Origin of the sequence: Microvirga sp. RSM25, from assembly GCF_044784385.1 — a bacterium.
Lineage (GTDB): Bacteria > Pseudomonadota > Alphaproteobacteria > Rhizobiales > Beijerinckiaceae > Microvirga > Microvirga tunisiensis.
The window spans coordinates 2,170,740-2,184,206 of sequence record NZ_CP173039.1; the positions used below are offsets into that span (position 1 = coordinate 2,170,740).

Here is a 13,467-nt window from a genome sequence, read left to right on the forward strand (position 1 = left end):
CTCCCCCATTTCAGGCGAATTTATCGTCTACTTGCCTGCCGCTAGGGGAGCAAGGTGCGGCAGAGCAGAGTCTCGGGTCGTGGCATAACTGCAACTCCAAACAGGCCGTGCGGTGTCCCGTGTCTGCGGCCGCACTGTCCACTGTTTCCACAGCCGCCACTCGGCCCTTCCTCGCAGGATCAACTTCCCGAGCTCTGACATGACCCTAGAGCTTAGTTGCTCGCGGTGCGGCGCCCGGCAGATCAAGATGATGATCAACGTCTGTGAGCTCTACTCGAAAACTGACGGCGTCGTACTTCCTTGAGCCGGCCAAAGCAAAAAGCCCCGCCAGCCCTGAGGCCAGCGGGGGATCTAACGTTTGGTGATGAAAATCATCGCCGCGGGAGGCGCACCCTCCCCGTCAACCTTGGCGTCACAATGACGTTTGTAGTCATTCCTTCCGGATCTCGTCCCGGATCTTGAGCCCAAACTGGAACAGCAGCCACGCCACGCCGAGGATCGGAGCAACGGTGGCGCAAATCTACGAGACATCGGCCAGCCATGGCAGCCAGGCCGGGGTAGCCGCAGCGCCCAAGGCGCTGGCAGTCGTAATCTTCTCATGAACCGTTGTTGCCCCATAAGCTGGCCACCTCTGATGGGCGGCTCCGCTCGGTTGTGGTGTTGTTACTTCTGAGGAACCGCGAGGCCGAGCTCCTCGGCGGAGGCCTGCTCATCGTGATCCAGGAGCCGGAAGATCTTGAGGCGGATGCCCTCAGGACCGCCGAGCAAGCGGACCAGCCAGTGAGCCCTTTCCCTCACCGCGTACTCGACGGCCTGAGCCAGCACCTGGTTGCCGACATCGACTGCGAGGATCTTGCCCTTGGCCGCGCCTTCGATCGCGTTGAGAGCATAATCGCCGGCGTCGCGGATGGGTTGCTCGCCGAAGACAGCCGAGACCACCAGGCGCAAGGGCGCCGGCAGGAGGGCCACTGCTACCGGGAAGAGAGCGACCGCGAGGCTGCCGACCACTTGGGGGAGCTCGACGAGGTAGTCACCATACCGGATGACGACGGAGGTGCCTTCGGCCGCGCTCGCGAGCGCCGGCACGAAAAAGCCGCGCCGGCGAGCGCGGCCAAGCCGAGAAGTCTGAACATGTCTGGTCCTTTGGTTTTCAGGGATTCGCCGCCTTAGCCCCGGCGGCTGGGGATAGGTCAGGCCACTCGCTTGAGGAGCGATGTCGCCCGGGCAAGCAAGGTCGGCGGAGCGTCCGTCATGGACAGAGCGGCTGCGCGAACCTCGGACACCCGGCGGCTCGAGCCGTTCCTGTAGGTTGGCCAGTGCTTCAAGCTCTTCACGAGCTTCAGCCGCTCGTCGCAAAGCGCGTTCACGAGCTTGCGCGGGTTCGCCTTCTGGATGGCCGCCAGGGTCACTGGCCCGATCTTCCCGTCATCCGCCACGCCAAGGGCCCGCTGCAGGCCGACGATCGCGCGGAAGGGCCCGGAGTTGATGGCATAGTCGAACACGGCCCAGTCGATGCCGGCCGGGAATTCATCTCCCTTCACCTTGTCCCAGTACAGGTCCTTGTAGATCTTGCGGGCCTGGGCAGCGGTCAGGTTCTTGATGTCGAGGTTCGGGAAGGTGTTGGCGGCGATGCCGAACTTCGTCCCCTTCAGCACCCCTACCCCGACCTTGCCGTCGGTCCAATTGCCCGGGTCGCGCCGGTCGTTCGTGTAGCCGCCCTCATGGCCAAGCGCCCGGTCGAACAGCGCCGGGTAGTTCTCAGCAGTCATCTCTTGCTCCAAAGAAAAGGCCGCTCGGAAGCGGCCTTGGTGGGGATCTCAGTGGCGTGGACATCCGGCGGAGCAGCAGTTGCCAGCGCCAGGGCAGCAACAGCTGCACGGCTTACCGTCATGATGTCGTCGTAATGGGAATATGAAAAAGGCGCGCCGAAGCGAGGCAAGCGCCGCTTGATCTGGCAGGGATAGGTGATCTAGAAACCGTTATGACCTTGCACGTCTTCGGCGACGGCCATTCCAAGTTTCTGTTCGAACGATTTAAAGGTGCCCAAATTCATTGGTTGGGGCCGGTCACAATGCATCGCGTTGGCCGGGACGGGCTTCAATCTCTCGTCAAGGATGAGGTCACCCTGGGCCCGGATGATTGGGCGGTGTTCGTGTTCGGAGAGATCGACCTCCGGTGCCATCTGCTCAAGGTCGCAGATGAGCAAGGCTCCCCAAGAGAGAAAGTGATCGAGGATACAGCTTCCCGCTACATGGCTGCCATTTCAGCGTTCTGCCAAGGCCACGGCGTTCGGAACGCCGTCATTTGCGGCGTCGTGCCCCCGGCTGACCCTATCTGGAAGAATGCCGATTATCCCGTCTATGGCAGTCTCAAGGAACGCATCGCAGCCCGCCGCTTCTTCAACAAATCCCTTCGGTCTTCGAGCCGGGAACACGGAATGGCGTTCCTGAGCATCCCGAGACGATACGAGACTTGGCAGGGGGGCCTTAAGCGTTATCTGAGCGACGGAGGCTTGCACATCGCATCGGATTGCACCGGTGCTGTCTGCCGGCAGTTAGCCAAAGTGATTGGGCTCGCCTTGCAGTTCCGTGGTGAAAGCCCAACAACGGTCTTAAAGCGATATCTTCAACGGCGCTTCCTCAAGCCGGATGATCCCGCGGTTCTCTGGGATCTTGGAAAAACTCTCACGCCACTGGAATAAGACTTTGGCCTAGTAAACGGCATCAAGGGCATTGTACCAGAGAACAGCCGCCCCCTCGTTTCCTGCCGCGTTCCAGTGCTGATCATCGTAGCGATAAGACGCCCCAACGAATGATCCGGGCCTGTTCCCCTCCAATCGAATGTTACGGGTGCGCGGTCGATCGTTGAGGGCCGAAAGACAAGGGCCGCTGTTTGCAGCGGCCCTTGTCGTGCGATGTTCCGTGGTTGTGTGGACCGGGTCAGGCTGCTTTGACGCCGTGGAGGAAGGTTTCGACCTCGCGCCCGAGATCGTTGGAATGACGCGACAGCTCCTGCGCCGCGCCCAGCACCTGGCTCGCCGCCGCTCCGGTCTCGCCGGCGCCCTGCTGCACGTCGCCGATGCTGCCGGTCACCGCTTCCGTACCGCGCGCCGCCTCCTGCACGTTGCGGGCGATCTCGGCGGTCGCCGCGCCCTGCTCCTCCATGGCGGCGGCAATCGAGGTCGAGATCTGGCTCATCTCGGTGATCGTGCGGGCGATCTCCTGGATCGCCGAGACCGTCTGCTGCGTCGCCTGCTGCACCGAGCCGATCTGAGCCGAGATCTCCTCCGTCGCCTTGGCCGTCTGGCTCGCCAGCTCCTTGACCTCGGTGGCCACCACGGCAAAGCCCTTGCCGGCCTCGCCGGCGCGTGCCGCCTCGATGGTGGCGTTGAGCGCCAGCAGGTTGGTCTGGCCCGCGATGGTGTTGATCAGCTGCACCACGTCGCCGATCTTGGCCGCGGTCGCGGCCAGGTCCTGCACCGCCGCATCGGTACGCCGCGCGCCCTGCACGGCGCGGTCGGCGATCTGCGAGGACTGCGCCACCTGGGAGGCGATCTCACGGATCGAGATCGACAGCTCCTCGGTGGCGGCCGCTACCGTCTGCACGTTGGCCGAGGTCTGCTGGGCCGCCGACGAGACGGTGACCGATTGCTGGGTGGTCTGGCCGGCGATCGCCGTCATCGACTGCGCGGTGGCTTCCATCTCGGTGGCGGCCGAGGACAGCCCTTGCGTCAGGGCCGAGACGTTCAGCTCGAAGCGCTTCGTGAGCTGGTCCAGCACCTCGGCCCGGCGGGTTTTGGCGTCCGCCTCCAGGGCTGCGGCCTCATCGGCCTGCTTCTTGGCGATCATGGCGTCCTTGAACACCTGAACCGAGCCGGCCATCACGCCGATCTCGTCGCGGCGGGAGGTTCCCTCGATCGTCACGCCAAGATCGCCGCTGGCGAGCGCGCGCATGTTCGCCACGAGCTTCTGGATCGGCTTGGAGATGCTGCGTCCGAGACCAAAGGCGATCAGGAGCATGATCATGGCCGCGACAGCAACCATCTTGAGCAGAGTGTTGCGGTAATCCGCATTCATGGCATCCAGCTGATCGATGTAGACACCGGTCGCGATGACCCACTCCCACTGAGGAAAGACAGACGAATAGGTCATCTTGAGAGAAGGCTGGGTCTCGTTTGGCTTGGGCCAGAGATAACGGACGAACCCTCCACCCGATCTGGCGACTTGGACCTGCTGCTGAGTGAAGAGGTTGCCGGTCGAGTCTTTGGCGTCAGTCTGATCCTTTCCGATCATGACCGGATTGGGATGCGCCAGAATGACATGCTTATAGTCAAACGCGATATAGTAGTCAGAGCCGTTGTAACGCATGCTGCGCAGGGCATCCAAAGCACGCTTCTTGGCTTCCTCCGTCGATATCTCCCCCTTCCGGGCGCGAGTCTCCAGATCGGCAACGGTGCTGATTGCAACCTCGGTCAGGCTCTTCAGTTCTGCCTGCTTACGCTCCGTCAGAACCGTCGAAATCGTGACGGAGCCATAGATCGAGAGTGCGATGAGAGCGAGAATGCCGGCGATCATTCCCGCATAGAATCGACCCGCGACTCCCGAAAGAGCGTGCGCCAACTTCGGCGCGCCAGATGCATTTTCAGACATTTTGCTTCATTGGCCTGCCCACATGACCGTGAGAGGCGCGCGCCCCCTTGACGCGCAGGATCCAGGCCGCGGGGAAATACCGCGCCAAGCTTGCACGGGGCTGAAAAGAGTATGTGGGGCTCCCCCTCGTCACCTCATTCCCTTCACGAACTTCTCTGGGGGCGTCCGGGCGGACAGCGGCTATCCCAAATGCCTTATTCTTCCGAGATGCACCTACCTCTCATGACCATGAGCCAGATCCTTCCCTCCTCGACGGATCTGGCCATAATCCCAACCCCGATCCAGGTTTGCCCCTACGGATCGTCACTAAGCGCCAACCGTTGGGAGGCGCTTTTTTTTGGCGTCATCGGATCCGACCTGCCCGCTATTCATGGCATGCGAATGCGAAAAACATTTTCACGCCAGCTTCCCGCTATAGAAGGGCTTCTTCCTCAAAGGCAGGATCTCAAGGATGAGCCATCGGATACCCGAGCGTCGAGCAAGTCAGCGCCATCTTGCCCACCTGGAAGGACGGATTGCGAGCAAGACCGCTCAGGCCCCGATCGAATGCACGGTCTGGGACTTGTCGGAGGCCGGGGTGCGTCTGGTGGTGTCCCCACCTGCCGATGTTCCGCTGGAATTCGAGCTGCAGATTCCGTCGGAGGACGCGAAAGCGAATGTCCGACTGGTGTGGACCACCGGGATTCATTACGGGGCAAGGTTCACGGACTGAGAGCCGGCGTCATATTTCCCAATTTCGTCCTGCTTTTAGGGTAATCTTCCCAAGAAGAAGTGGTTCGCGTAGAAGACCACTTTCCGCTAGGGCGCATTCATTGCGTCCGGCAGCCGTGAGCAGGATGGGCAGCCCATGAGAATCTACCGTCTCTTCAACAAGCTGAGACGCCCCCGCAGCTATGCAGGTCGTGTTCTGCTGATCTGCTTTGTCGGCACCCACATTCCTCTCACCACGTTTGTGATCTGGGCGTTGGTCAAGAATCCGGCCTTCGGCCAGGAGAATTGGGCAGACCTCCTCGTGCTGCTGCTGGCAACGCTTGTCGGCACAGCGATCACTTTCCTACTCGTCCACGGGATGCTGGCCCCTGTCCGCGTCGTGTCCCAGGCTCTCGGAGACTATCGCCAAAACAAGCATTTGCCCGCCCTGCCCCGCGGGCTCTCCGATGAAGCGGGCTATATGCTCGATCAGGTTCAAGAGACCCTCGAGGAACTGGATCTCACGCTGAACAATCTGGCACGAGCGGCAGAGACCGACCCACTGACCGAGATCGGGAACCGGCGCTGGCTCGTCAGCCATGCGGAGGAGCAGATTGCCCGCGCGCAGAGGACACAAACCCCGCTTTGCGCCATTCTCTTCGATCTGGATCGCTTCAAGGCCATCAATGACCGTTATGGCCATGCCAAGGGCGATGCCGTTCTCGTCGGCGTCACTCGGTTCGTGAAAGGCGAACTGCGGTCATCCCACCTCTTTGCCCGGACAGGCGGGGAGGAATTCTGCATCATCCTGCCCAGAACGTCGCTCGACGAGGCCTTCGGCCTTGCTGAGAAGATGCAGAAAGGCCTTTCCGGTCAGTCGATCGCTCGGCTCGATCCTGGCGTGGTGACCGCAAGCTTCGGAGTCGTCGAGCGCGATCCCGATGAGAAGGATCTGTCGAGCCTCTTGAGGCGGGCCGACGATCTGCTGTACCAGGCGAAGAACGACGGACGGAACCAGGTGGCAACCTCGACGCTAGTGTAACCGGCGGACCTGTCAGACGCGGCTGACGATGCATTGCTGATTGATCGATATGACGTCGTCCGTGATCACCCAATGAACGATCTTCTCGTTTTCGTCGATCTCGAGGATCATCTCGAACACGGAAATTTCCGCATAGACGCCGAAGAACCCGTAGTGGCGCGCTCCCCAGGAAGGAATGCTGAAACGGTCGATCTCATGAGTCAGGGCCCGGCATCGGGTCAGGATCACGCGAAGCCTTTCGACAGGGTATTCTGCTTGCAATGCCGGAGCGAGAAGTCCGTGGAGAGCTGAAGCATCTTCAGCCTTGTAGGCGCGAAGCAGGTCTTGAGAGACGTTGATCACGGCGTGCGGACCAACCTCTGACATCGCCGGAACCGGCAGAACAGCCACAATCATGAAAGTGGCCAGACACCCCAACTTGCCGAGCATTCAGGCCGCGGCCTGCATCAACGCTTGAACATCGGGTGCTCCACCCGGTCGCCTGGCTTGATCCCAAGCCTGGCCGCTGTACCAGCATTCAACTCCAGGACAGAGAGAACCGGCTCGCCCGAGGGGATGGTTCGGGTGGACAGAGGCTCTGTATTAGGCGCAATGCGGGCAATTGTACCGTCAGCCCGAATGAACAGCATATCGAGGGGCAGATAAGTGTTCTGCATCCACATGGACACGGGCTCGACGCGGCCGAAATCGAACAGCATGCCCTGGTCGGCCGGCATGGATCGGCGGAACATCAGTCCCTGCGCCCGGTCGGCATCGTTGCGGGCCACTTCGACCCTGAAAGCCTGCCGCTGCCCGGCCTGTGTGGCGATGGACAGGGTCTCGAACGCCTGCGCGTAGACCGCGCCGGCGATCAGAACGAGAAAGCCTAAGGCCGAGAACGCCGGCCGGATACGCGACAGCACGGATAAGCTCATCAGTGGGAGTGCGGCAGGGCCATGTCGGCCAAGCGAACCTCGGCGGCCATGAGGCCTTTCGAGCCGTCGCCGAAGCGGACGAAGACGCGCTCGCCCGGCTTCAGCTCGGCAATACCGTAGCGGCGCAGGGTTTCCATATGGACGAAGATGTCCGGCTTACCCTCCCCCTGAGTCAGGAAGCCGAAGCCGCGCAGGCGGTTGAACCACTTCACGATCGCGGGCTCCAGACCGCTGGTCGGCACCACGTGGACATGCGTCCGGGGCAGCGGCAGCTCGGAGGGATGCAGCGCGGTGGATTCGTCCAGCGAGAGGATGCGGAAGGCCTGAAGGCCACGCGGCCGCTGGACCGCCTCGACGACGATGCGAGCACCTTCGTTGGCAGCCTGATAGCCATCCCGTCGCAGGCAGGTCACATGGAGCAGAACATCGGACATGCCATTGTCGGGAACGATGAAACCGAACCCCTTGGCAACGTCGAACCACTTGATCCGGCCGCTGACCTGGACGAGCTCAAGGGCGGCCTCCTCGGAGGTCGGGTGAGCGACCTCACGGTGGCCCTGATCAATAGAGGGATTCTCCTCGCGGAGACTGAAAGAATTGGAGCCGTAATCGCCAGTCATGAAATTACCCAAACTCGAATCATGAACCCGATTCTTAATAAGAGGATAACATCGTCCTGAATCAGGGGAAGCCAGAAACGCGCATCAGAGGGCGATGAAATTTTCGGCAGCCTGCATGTTCTTGAAGTTACGACACAAATACTGAAAAGACCGAGCCGATCTCCGCATGGATCACCAGATCAGCAGCCTCATCCAGGGGTGTCGGCTCCCGATTGACGATCGCGAGCCGCGCTCCGTTTTCCTTGGCGAAGGCCGGAAAAGCCGCCGCAGGATAGACGACCAGGGACGAGCCCGCGACCAGAAACAGGTCGCACGATGCTGTCAGCTTCTGGGCCCGGCGCATCGGCCCCTCCGGCATGGCCTGTCCGAAGGAGATGGTCGCCGCCTTGAGGATTCCCCCGCACATCCGGCAATCGGGTGGCTCGCCGTCAGCATCGAAACACCGTCTCACCCAGTCGAGCTCGTGGCGGCTGCCGCAGGCCAGACACTTGGCATAGGTGCCGTTTCCATGCAGCTCGATGACCTGATCCGGGTCGAGGCCGGATTCCTGATGAAGCCCATCGATATTCTGGGTTATGACGGCCGGCATTCGATCCGCCGCGACAAGGGATGCGAAGCCGAGGTGCCCCAAGCTTGGACGCGCGCCGCGATAGAGATCGTCCATGGCGAATTTTCGTCGCCATGCCTCCCGGCGTGCTTCCGCACTTTGCAGGAAAAGCTCGAAGGAAATCGGCTTGTGGCGCATCCAGGGACTGTCGGGAGAGCGGAAGTCGGGGATGCCGCTCTCGGTCGAGATCCCAGCCCCGGTGAAGCCCGCAACGACACGAGCGTCTTGAATCATGTCCTGTAATGTGGCGATTGATGCATCGAGGCTCTCGGTCATCTCACTCACATAAGGCTTACGGACTGGGAGGGAATGCCTTTACTCATGAGACAAACAGACTTGACCGCCATCTCCTCTCAAGCCCGAACCGCCGCATCCCAGCGCTGGGATGCCATCGATGTCGCCCGTGGCATCGCGATTGCCGCGATGATCGTCTACCATTTCAGTTGGGACCTGAGCTTCCTGCAGCTGATCGGGACGAACATCCTCCAGATCCCGGCCTGGCGCTGGTTTGCGCGCGGGATCGCTGGTTCGTTTCTGGTTCTTGCGGGTTTTGGACTGGCGTTGGCCCATGTCCAGGGCTTCCGGCGAATGCCGTTCCTGAAGCGCCTCATGAAGGTCGGCGGCGCGGCTCTGGCCGTGACCCTGGTGACCTACTTTGCCTTTCCCGAAAGCTATATCTTCTTCGGCATCCTCCATTGCATCGCCGTCTCGAGCGTTCTGGCTCTGCCTTTCCTACGACTGAACCCCGCTCTCACTATCGTCCTTGCCGTTTTCTGCCTGATCGCCCCCTGGCTCTTCACGAGTCCGGCCTTCGATGCGCCCTGGCTCGACTGGCTCGGTCTTGGCGCTTCCGATCCGGTGACGAACGATTATGTGCCGATCTTTCCGTGGTTCGGGCTCGTGCTGATCGGCGTGGTCACCGGGAAGCTGCTGTTGGCACAACGCGAGACGCTCAGCCTTGCGCGCTGGCGCGCGGACAACCCATTCTTCAAGCTGTTGGTATGGGCCGGGCGCAAGAGCCTGCCGATCTATCTCACCCACCAGATCATCTTGCTCGGACTCCTCTACGGCATCGCGCAGATCGTGGGCCCGAACCCATCGGCGGCCTGCCGACAGATCTGCCTGATGCAGAACGGCAACCCGGCGCTGTGCCCGTCCGTCTGCTCCTGCATTCTGCAGCAGGTCCCGGAGCGGGATCTCTGGCAAAGGCTCCTCGCCAACAAAGCCGCCGCCGAGGACAACACGCGGATTTCGCGCGCCGCGCAACAATGCATGCGCCAAAGCCCGCCATCGTGATTTGGTCCATCGCACTCCCCTCCCGTCATAGCCGGGCCTGTCCTGGCCATCCCGATTGGAAGAGCGCTGCGCCTCACCGAAACGGGATCACCGGCACAAGGTCGGTGATGACGAAGTGGATTGTTCGAACCGGCGATGCCGAGGGGGCGGTCTAGACCACGTTCAGCCGGGTCTCCTTCGAGGTGCGCTCCGCCCTCGCCTCCGCCAGCAGGCAGAGGAGTTCGAACGCGATGGAAGCCCCTACCAGCGCGGTGCCTCCGGATTGATCGAGCGGCGGCGACACTTCGACCATGTCGGCGCCCACGAGGTTCAGGTGCCGGAAGCCGCGAACGAGCTGCAGCGCCTCACGACTCGTGAAGCCGCCGATCTCCGGCGTTCCGGTGCCCGGAGCGAAGGCCGGATCGATGGAATCGATATCGAAGGTGAAATAGGTCGACTCCATGCCGACCACCCGGCGGGCCTCGGCGATCGCATAGGGAATGCCCTTCTCCGCCACCTCTTCCATGTCGATGATGCGGATGCCCTGGTCGAGCGCCCATTCGCGCTCGTCGGCGGAATACATGTGCCCCCGAATGCCGATCTGCACCATGCGCTTCGGATCGAGCACACCGTCTTCGATGGCCCGGCGGAACGGCGTGCCGTGCGTGAGCTTCTGGCCGCCGAAGTAGGTGTCGCCCGTATCGCTGTGCGCATCCACATGGATCATGCCCATGGGACCGCTCTTCGAGGCGAGCGCGCGCAGGATCGGATACGAAATGATGTGGTCGCCACCGATGGAGAGAGGCGTTACGCCGCCCTGGTAGAGATAGGTGACTTCGGCCTCGATGCGGCGGAGCGTGTCCTGCACATCGATGGGATTGACCGGCACGTCGCCCACATCGGCGCAGGCGCAGAGATCGTAAGGCGCTACCAGCGTCCCGTAATTGACCAGACGCATGAGCGATGAGGCGTCACGCACCTGGCGGCCCAAGGCGTGCTCCGGGACGGTTGGTGGTGGCTCCGTCGAAGGGAATGCCGAGGATGCCGATGTCGATCTCGCCCGGGGCGTGCGTCGGCGCGAGATAGGGCAGCCGCATGAAGGTCGAGATACCGGCAAAGCGCGGCACTACCATTCCGGACAAGGGCTGATAAGTCTCCAGGCGCTGCTCGCGGGTTGCAGGTTCCGTCTTTTTCTTAAGGTTCTGTGCCATCAATCTTCGTCCCTGTGCATCAATGAATGGCGCGGGCGAAAACCCGCTCGATCCGCTCCATCCCCCAGTCGATCTCATCGCGGGTGATGGTGAGAGGCGGCGCAAAGCGCAGCACCGTGCCGTGGGTGTCCTTCGAGAGGACGCCGTTCTGGAGCAGCGCATCGCAGACCGTTCGTGCGGAGACCACGTTGGCATCCACCTCGACACCGACCCACAGGCCGCGGCCGCGCACGTCCTTCACGATGTTGCTTCGCATGGCGCGCAAGCGATCCTGGAGGTAGCCGCCCATTTCCGCGCTGCGCTCGACGAGATGCTCCTCTTCGATCACGGCCAGCGCCTCCAGCCCTATCCTGGCCGCCAGGGCGTTGCCCCCGAAGGTCGAGCCGTGGGAACCGGGATTGAAGACGCTCATGACCTCGTGTGTGCCCACGAAGGCCGAGACCGGATAAACGCCACCCCCCAAGGCCTTTCCCAGGATCAGGCCATCCGGCTTGATGCCCTCATGCTGATAGGCGAACCAGCGGCCCGTGCGGCCGAGACCCGATTGGACCTCGTCGAACATCAGCAGAACGTTGTGCCTGTCGCAGATGGCACGCAGGTCTCTCAGGTAACCCTCCGGCGGCACCACGATGCCCGCCTCGCCCTGGATCGGCTCGATCAGGACGGCACAGGTGTTGCCGGTGATCGCCTGCTCGATCGCTCCTGCATCCCCGAAAGGCACCAGCTTGAAGCCGCCGGAGAAGGGGCCGAAACCCTCGCGATAGGACTCATCTGACGAAAATCCCACGATCGTGGTCGTGCGGCCGTGGAAATTATTGTTCGCGACGATGATTTCCGCCCGGTCCTGGGCGATCTTCTTCTTGGCATAACCCCAGCGCCGGGCTGCCTTGATGGCGGTCTCGACGGCCTCGGCGCCCGTGTTCATCGGCAACGCCATGTCGAGGCCGGTGATCTGGACGAGGCGCTCCAGGAAGGGCCCGAGAAGTTCCGTGTGATAGGCCCTGCTGGTGACGGCGAGCTTCGAGGCCTGCTCCATCATCGCCTTCAGGATGCGCGGGTGACCATGGCCGAGACTGACGGCCGAATAGGCGCTCATCATGTCCAGATAGCGCCTGCCTTCCGTATCAGTGGCCCAGACGCCCTTCGCCTCCCTCAGGACGACAGGCAGGGAATCGTAATTGGCGGCAGTAACGGATCGTTCGAGAGCAATGAAATCCATGGAAGTCCTCCATGGACAAGCTTACGAACATAGCGTTCCCGTTGGGGCTGAAATCTCGCTTGGCCGCAGCCGTATCTGTCGTTTAGCCACGCACGCGGGCTCAATCCCGGTTGTCGGCCACCGGATAACCCTCAAAATCTTTCAGGGTCTTTAGGACGAAGGTCGTGTGAACACGGCCGATTCCGAACCCGGGATCGGCGAGATACGCCTCGGTCAGGGTCTCGTAAGCAGCAAGGGTCGGTGCCACGATCCTGGCGATATAGTCGTACTCGCCGTTTACGACTTGCAGCTCGATCACAGCAGGATTGGCTGTCAAAGCACGCTCGAGCCGCTGCCGCGTACCGGTCGAAGGATCGCGCATGCTGATCCCCGCCAGGGCGATGATGTCATGTCCGAGGGCAGCCGGCTCGATCACGGCCATGTAGCCGCGGATCACGCCCTTCTGCTCCAGACGCCTGACCCGTTCGAGACAGGGACGCGCCGAAAGGCCGACCCGCTCGGACAGAGCCTGGTAGGTGATGCGCCCGTTGTCGCGGAGCGCGTCGAGGATCATTAGATCGATGCGATCGAGAGAGGGTTTGACGCTGCGGCTCAGCAGCTTCGAAGGCGGCTTCATGGTTCAGCCCGGTCGGGACCCAGAAACGAGACGGGTCCGGTGACAGATTGTCAGGTCTCTATCCTACGAGGCACGAGCCTTGCAATTCCACATAAGGGCTGAGACGGAGCCTTGACCGGTCGGTGCCTGGCCGAGAGCTTGCAGAACCAGGGCACGTCATAGAAAGATATTGTTACAAAATTGCAATGTAATTTCATGTTGTTGTACACAACTTTTATATCGTTTCATTATTGAAACGACGATCCCAGCCGATATGACTCAACGTCAACGGCAAAGGGGCAGCAACAGTGAGTTTTCTCTCGGAAGCGAATGTCGCTGAGAACGTCCTCGCGCTTTGCCGGTCGCTCAACGAAAATAGCGAGACAGCGATCGCGTTGGACACGTCACTGACGCATTCTCTCATCTTCGATTCCATGAAACTTGTGCAGTTCTTTGCCGGTGTCGAGGCGCTGTATCCGGGTGTTGCTCTCGAGGATTGGTTCATCGAGCACAGCCCGGATGGCCGGGACACCCTTCGCAGTGCCGTTTCCTACCTGATGCGATTTCTCGATCCCCAGGCCGCAAAAGGTTGAAACCGGCTCCCATCTTTGCCAACTAGTAGCGCCTATCGATAACGGGCTCGAT

14 protein-coding genes and 1 pseudogene are annotated in these 13,467 nt (G+C 61.6%); 5 read left to right on the forward strand and 10 right to left on the reverse strand.

Annotation, left to right across the window (positions count from 1 at the left end):
- Positions 1–663 precede the first annotated feature (663 nt).
- Both ACD578_RS10170 and ACD578_RS10175 read right to left on the reverse strand, forming a co-directional pair.
- A complete protein-coding gene (locus ACD578_RS10170) occupies positions 664–1,086 on the reverse strand; it encodes a hypothetical protein (protein ID WP_404292760.1) in 423 nt (140 codons plus the stop codon).
- A 104-nt stretch (positions 1,087–1,190) separates the two neighbouring features.
- Positions 1,191–1,769 carry a glycoside hydrolase family 108 protein gene (locus tag ACD578_RS10175; protein ID WP_404292761.1) on the reverse strand — a complete coding sequence of 193 codons (579 nt, stop codon included), beginning with the start codon at positions 1,767–1,769 and terminating at the stop codon, positions 1,191–1,193.
- Between the two features lie 212 nt (positions 1,770–1,981).
- Between ACD578_RS10175 and ACD578_RS10180 the strand changes: the two genes are divergently transcribed.
- Positions 1,982–2,701 carry a hypothetical protein gene (locus ACD578_RS10180; protein WP_404292762.1) on the forward strand — a complete coding sequence of 240 codons (720 nt, stop codon included), beginning with the start codon at positions 1,982–1,984 and terminating at the stop codon, positions 2,699–2,701.
- Between the two features lie 238 nt (positions 2,702–2,939).
- Here ACD578_RS10180 and ACD578_RS10185 read toward each other — a convergent pair whose 3' ends face one another.
- A complete protein-coding gene (locus ACD578_RS10185; protein WP_404292763.1) occupies positions 2,940–4,619 on the reverse strand; it encodes a methyl-accepting chemotaxis protein in 1,680 nt (559 codons plus the stop codon).
- 481 nt (positions 4,620–5,100) lie between these two features.
- Here ACD578_RS10185 and ACD578_RS10190 point away from each other — a divergent pair, with 481 nt between their 5' ends.
- Together ACD578_RS10190 and ACD578_RS10195 are read left to right on the forward strand one after the other, a co-directional pair.
- Positions 5,101–5,361 (forward strand): PilZ domain-containing protein, encoded by a 261-nt coding sequence (locus ACD578_RS10190; RefSeq protein WP_152718629.1) that lies wholly within the window; start codon positions 5,101–5,103, stop codon positions 5,359–5,361.
- Positions 5,362–5,496: 135 nt separating this feature from the next.
- Positions 5,497–6,381 carry a GGDEF domain-containing protein gene (locus ACD578_RS10195; RefSeq protein WP_404292764.1) on the forward strand — a complete coding sequence of 295 codons (885 nt, stop codon included), beginning with the start codon at positions 5,497–5,499 and terminating at the stop codon, positions 6,379–6,381.
- Between the two features lie 12 nt (positions 6,382–6,393).
- On the opposite strand, the gene ACD578_RS10200 is transcribed toward ACD578_RS10195, so the two are convergent.
- The 4 genes from ACD578_RS10200 to ACD578_RS10215 form a co-directional block, all read right to left on the reverse strand.
- Positions 6,394–6,810, reverse strand: a complete 417-nt coding sequence (locus ACD578_RS10200) for a hypothetical protein (RefSeq protein WP_404292765.1) — start codon at positions 6,808–6,810, stop codon at positions 6,394–6,396.
- 17 nt (positions 6,811–6,827) lie between these two features.
- The gene (locus ACD578_RS10205) at positions 6,828–7,295 is read right to left on the reverse strand and encodes a DUF192 domain-containing protein (protein ID WP_404292766.1); all 468 of its coding nucleotides are present in this window, start codon (positions 7,293–7,295) and stop codon (positions 6,828–6,830) included.
- Positions 7,295–7,915, reverse strand: a complete 621-nt coding sequence (locus tag ACD578_RS10210) for a cold-shock protein (RefSeq protein ID WP_404292767.1) — start codon at positions 7,913–7,915, stop codon at positions 7,295–7,297. Before ACD578_RS10210 ends, ACD578_RS10205 begins: the two co-directional genes overlap by 1 nt.
- Before the next feature lie 127 nt (positions 7,916–8,042).
- On the reverse strand, positions 8,043–8,798 hold the full coding sequence (locus tag ACD578_RS10215) for an SIR2 family NAD-dependent protein deacylase (protein WP_404292768.1): 756 nt from the start codon (positions 8,796–8,798) through the stop codon (positions 8,043–8,045).
- A 45-nt stretch (positions 8,799–8,843) separates the two neighbouring features.
- Here ACD578_RS10215 and ACD578_RS10220 point away from each other — a divergent pair, with 45 nt between their 5' ends.
- Positions 8,844–9,818 (forward strand): DUF1624 domain-containing protein, encoded by a 975-nt coding sequence (locus ACD578_RS10220; protein ID WP_404292769.1) that lies wholly within the window; start codon positions 8,844–8,846, stop codon positions 9,816–9,818.
- Between the two features lie 151 nt (positions 9,819–9,969).
- On the opposite strand, the pseudogene speB reads toward ACD578_RS10220, so the two are convergent.
- From speB to ACD578_RS10235, 3 genes and pseudogenes are all read right to left on the reverse strand, one after another.
- Positions 9,970–11,008, reverse strand: a pseudogene (speB, locus tag ACD578_RS10225) (agmatinase).
- Positions 11,009–11,027: 19 nt separating this feature from the next.
- Entirely contained in the window at positions 11,028–12,227 is a 1,200-nt protein-coding gene (rocD, locus tag ACD578_RS10230) for an ornithine--oxo-acid transaminase (protein WP_404292771.1), read from the reverse strand.
- Between the two features lie 100 nt (positions 12,228–12,327).
- Complete coding sequence (locus tag ACD578_RS10235; RefSeq protein ID WP_404292772.1) at positions 12,328–12,843, reverse strand: Lrp/AsnC family transcriptional regulator; 516 nt, start codon at positions 12,841–12,843, stop codon at positions 12,328–12,330.
- Between the two features lie 287 nt (positions 12,844–13,130).
- Between ACD578_RS10235 and ACD578_RS10240 the strand changes: the two genes are divergently transcribed.
- Entirely contained in the window at positions 13,131–13,415 is a 285-nt protein-coding gene (locus tag ACD578_RS10240) for a hypothetical protein (RefSeq protein WP_404292773.1), read from the forward strand.
- The last annotated feature ends 52 nt before the right edge of the window (positions 13,416–13,467 follow it).

Excerpts from the sequence above, each read along its gene's own strand:
- ACD578_RS10175 (WP_404292761.1), bottom strand. The coding sequence starts at position 1,769 with ATGACTGCTGAGAACTACCCGGCGCTGTTCGACCGGGCGCTTGGCCAT.
- ACD578_RS10180 (WP_404292762.1), top strand. The coding sequence starts at position 1,982 with ATGACCTTGCACGTCTTCGGCGACGGCCATTCCAAGTTTCTGTTCGAA.
- ACD578_RS10190 (WP_152718629.1), top strand. The coding sequence starts at position 5,101 with ATGAGCCATCGGATACCCGAGCGTCGAGCAAGTCAGCGCCATCTTGCC.
- ACD578_RS10195 (WP_404292764.1), top strand. The coding sequence starts at position 5,497 with ATGAGAATCTACCGTCTCTTCAACAAGCTGAGACGCCCCCGCAGCTAT.
- ACD578_RS10200 (WP_404292765.1), bottom strand. The coding sequence starts at position 6,810 with ATGCTCGGCAAGTTGGGGTGTCTGGCCACTTTCATGATTGTGGCTGTT.
- ACD578_RS10205 (WP_404292766.1), bottom strand. The coding sequence starts at position 7,295 with ATGAGCTTATCCGTGCTGTCGCGTATCCGGCCGGCGTTCTCGGCCTTA.
- ACD578_RS10210 (WP_404292767.1), bottom strand. The coding sequence starts at position 7,915 with ATGACTGGCGATTACGGCTCCAATTCTTTCAGTCTCCGCGAGGAGAAT.
- ACD578_RS10215 (WP_404292768.1), bottom strand. The coding sequence starts at position 8,798 with ATGACCGAGAGCCTCGATGCATCAATCGCCACATTACAGGACATGATT.
- ACD578_RS10220 (WP_404292769.1), top strand. The coding sequence starts at position 8,844 with ATGAGACAAACAGACTTGACCGCCATCTCCTCTCAAGCCCGAACCGCC.
- rocD (WP_404292771.1), bottom strand. The coding sequence starts at position 12,227 with ATGGATTTCATTGCTCTCGAACGATCCGTTACTGCCGCCAATTACGAT.
- ACD578_RS10235 (WP_404292772.1), bottom strand. The coding sequence starts at position 12,843 with ATGAAGCCGCCTTCGAAGCTGCTGAGCCGCAGCGTCAAACCCTCTCTC.